The organism is Microvirga sp. P4_G7 (assembly GCF_056401005.1).
On record NZ_JBFUKD010000418.1, the window covers coordinates 1 to 3,359 of the forward strand.

The 3,359-nt window shown below is 63.6% G+C and carries 4 protein-coding genes; all 4 read left to right on the forward strand.

The genetic code is table 11. From position 1 onward, the window contains the following. Positions 1 to 3 precede the first annotated feature (3 nt). Positions 4 to 1,014 carry an ABC transporter permease subunit gene (locus AC1DT3_RS15630; RefSeq protein WP_477466168.1) on the forward strand — a complete coding sequence of 337 codons (1,011 nt, stop codon included), beginning with the start codon at positions 4 to 6 and terminating at the stop codon, positions 1,012 to 1,014. Then, positions 1,011 to 1,922, forward strand: a complete 912-nt coding sequence (locus tag AC1DT3_RS15635) for an ABC transporter permease subunit (protein ID WP_477466165.1) — start codon at positions 1,011 to 1,013, stop codon at positions 1,920 to 1,922. The genes AC1DT3_RS15630 and AC1DT3_RS15635 overlap by 4 nt, the downstream gene beginning before the upstream one ends. A gap of 2 nt (positions 1,923 to 1,924) precedes the next feature. Beyond that, complete coding sequence (locus AC1DT3_RS15640; RefSeq protein WP_477466166.1) at positions 1,925 to 2,941, forward strand: ABC transporter ATP-binding protein; 1,017 nt, start codon at positions 1,925 to 1,927, stop codon at positions 2,939 to 2,941. Then, positions 2,938 to 3,359 (forward strand): ATP-binding cassette domain-containing protein (locus AC1DT3_RS15645; RefSeq protein WP_477466167.1); only part of this gene is annotated, 422 nt, incomplete at its 3' end. The genes AC1DT3_RS15640 and AC1DT3_RS15645, both read left to right, overlap by 4 nt.

Genomic DNA, 3,359 nt, shown 5'->3' on the forward strand with positions numbered 1-3,359 from the left:
GCCATGCTGCGCTTCATCCTCACCCGCTTCAGTCTGATCATTCCGACCTTCATCGGAATCACATTCTTGGCCTTTTTTCTCATCCGCCTGGTTCCCGGTGATCCCATCGAGACCATGGCCGGCGAGCGCGGCATCGACGCCGCGCGCCATGAGCAGCTCAAGAAGGATTTCGGGCTCGATCAGCCCCTTCTCGTGCAATACGGCTACTATATCGAGCGCGTGCTGCACGGCGACCTCGGCAAGTCCATCGTCACGCGGGAATCGGTTCTCAGCGAGTTCCAGACGCTGTTCCCGGCGACGGTCGAGCTGGCGCTCTGCGCGATCATTTTCGCGCTGGTGCTCGGGATCCCCGCCGGCATCATCGCCGCGGTGCGACGAAATTCGATCTTCGATCACGGCGTGATGGGCGTCTCCCTCGCCGGTTATTCCATGCCGATCTTCTGGTGGGGTCTCATCCTCATCCTGGTGTTTTCGGTTCAGCTCGGTTGGACGCCGGTCTCCGGCCGCATCGACGTGCTCTACTTCATCGAGCCGACGACCGGATTTCTCCTGATCGATTCCTTATATTCCGAAGATGAAGGCGCATTCCTGTCCGCGCTCGGCCACCTCGTTCTGCCGACCATCGTCCTCGGAACCGTACCGCTCGCGGTGATCGCGCGCATGACGCGCTCGGCGATGCTGGAAGTTCTCGGCGAGGATTATATCCGCACGGCCAAAGCGAAGGGTCTTTCGCGCTTCCGCGTCATTTCCCTGCACGCCCTGCGCAATGCGTTGATTCCCGTCGTCACCGTCATCGGCCTGCAGGTCGGCGTCCTGTTCACGGGCGCAATTCTCACCGAGACGATTTTTTCCTGGCCCGGCATCGGCAAATGGCTGATCGAGGCGATCTTCCGTCGCGATTACCCCGTCCTTCAGGGTGGATTGCTTCTCGTCGGCGCGATCGTCATGAGCGTGAACCTGCTTGTCGATCTCACCTATGGCCTCATCAATCCGCGCATCAGGCACAACCGATGACCGCAGAAACACTAGAAGCGCCCGCCGTCGCTGTCCCCACGGCCACGCCGCCGCACCCCCTCCGCGAATTCTGGGGCTATTTCAGCGCCAACAGCGGCGCCGTCGCCGGCCTGTTCGTGATCGTCACCGTCGCCCTTGTCGCCCTCTTGGCGGACGTGATCGCGCCACACTCGCCGTATCTCACGGACACCACCGTCGCGCTCAAGCCGCCGTTCTGGCAGGAGGGCGGGTTGCTCACCTATCCGCTCGGCACCGACGCCATCGGCCGCGACATTCTCTCGCGTCTGATCTACGGCTCGCGCCTGTCGCTGGCGATCGGCGTCATCGTGGTGTCGATCTCCATCGTTCTGGGAACGGTGCTGGGTCTGGTGGCGGGCTTTGCCCGTGGCCTGACCGAGATCTTCATCATGCGCGCGATGGACATCATCCTGACCATGCCGAGCCTGCTTCTGGCGATCGTCATCGTCGCGGTGCTCGGCCCCGGCCTCGTCAATTCGATGCTCGCCGTCGCACTGGTGATCCTGCCGCATTACGTGCGCCTCGCGCGCGCCGCGGTCATCACGGAAACGTCGAAGGATTACGTCACCGCCGCCCGCGTCAGCGGCGCCGGCACGATACGTCTGATGTTCAAGGAGGTGCTGCCGAATTGCACCGCGCCCTTGATCGTGCAGGCCTCCCTCGGCATCTCGACCGCGATCCTCGACGCTGCGGCGCTCGGCTTTCTCGGCCTCGGCGCGCAGCCTCCGTCACCCGAATGGGGCACGATGCTCGCCGATGCGCGTGAATTCGTGCTGCGCGCCTGGTGGGTSGTCACCTTCCCGGGTCTTGCGATCCTGATCACGGTGCTGGCCTTCAATCTTCTCGGCGACGGCCTTCGTGACGCCCTCGATCCCAAACTGAAGCGCTGATCATGGCTCTGCTCGAAATCGAAAATCTGTCGGTCGAGTTTCCGACGCAAGGCGGCATCATGCGGGCGGTCGACGGCGTCARCATGAAACTCGACGTCGGTGAAGTCCTCGGCGTCGTCGGGGAATCGGGATCCGGCAAGAGCGTCACGATGCTCGCTCTCATGGGCCTCGTTCCTTTCCCGGGCCGGGTGAAGGCGGACAAGCTGTCCTTCAACGGGCGCGATCTTCTGACGATGTCCGACCGTGAGCGCCGCAAGCTGACGGGTAAAGACGTCGCGATGATCTTCCAGGAGCCGACGACCAGCCTCAATCCGTGCTTCACCATCGGCTTCCAGTTGACAGAGACCCTGCGATTGCACGAGCACATGGATCGCAAGGCCGCGCGGCGGCGGGCGATCGAACTTCTCGAGCAGGTCGGCATTCCGTCCCCGGAAGGACGGCTGTCGGCGTTCCCGCATCAATTGTCGGGCGGCATGAACCAGCGCGTGATGATCGCGATGGCGATCGCCTGCAATCCGAAACTGCTGATCGCCGACGAGCCGACCACCGCGCTCGACGTGACCATCCAGGCGCAGATTCTCGATCTCCTGGTCAACCTGCAGAAAGAGCGCAACATGGCGCTCGTGATGATCACCCACAACATGGGCGTCGTGGCCGAAACGGCCGAGCGCGTCATGGTGATGTATGCGGGCCAGATCATGGAGGAACGCGCTGCCGCCGACCTTTTTGCGTCGCCGCAGCATCCCTACACCGCGGCGTTGCTTTCCGCCCTACCGGAACGCAGCGAAGGCGGGCGCCTCGCGACCATTCCGGGCGTCGTTCCCGGTCTCTACGATCGGCCGAAGGGTTGTCTGTTTTCGCCGCGCTGCGCGTATGCGACCGAACACTCGCGCAATGTCCGTCCGGAGCTTCGGCCCTGGGCCGGCGGTCAGATCCGCTGCCATTATCCGCTCGGCGACCCGAATAGAATCGCCGAGATCAATGCCGATCACCCTCTTGGAGCGGAGGCCGCGTCGTGAGTGCTCCCGTCGTCGAGGCCAAGGGCCTCAAACGCGTCTATGAAGTCAAACGCGGTCTGTTCAAGGAGCCGGGACGGCTGCAGGCGGTGGGCGGCGTGTCGTTCACGATCCAACCGGGCCGGACGCTCGCGGTCGTGGGCGAATCCGGCTGCGGCAAGTCCACCTTGGCGCGCATGGTGACGCTGATCGAGAAGCCGACCGAGGGTGGGCTTCTGATCGATGGGCACGATGCCGTGAACCCGCCGGCCGGCATGGCCAAAACGCTGCGCCGAACCGTGCAGTTCGTCTTCCAGAATCCGTACGGCTCGCTCAACCCGCGCAAGAAAGTGGGCGCCATTCTCGAGGAGCCGCTCGCCATCAACACCGACCTGTCGTCCGCCGAGCGCACAGAACGCGCACGCGCAATGATGACCAAGGT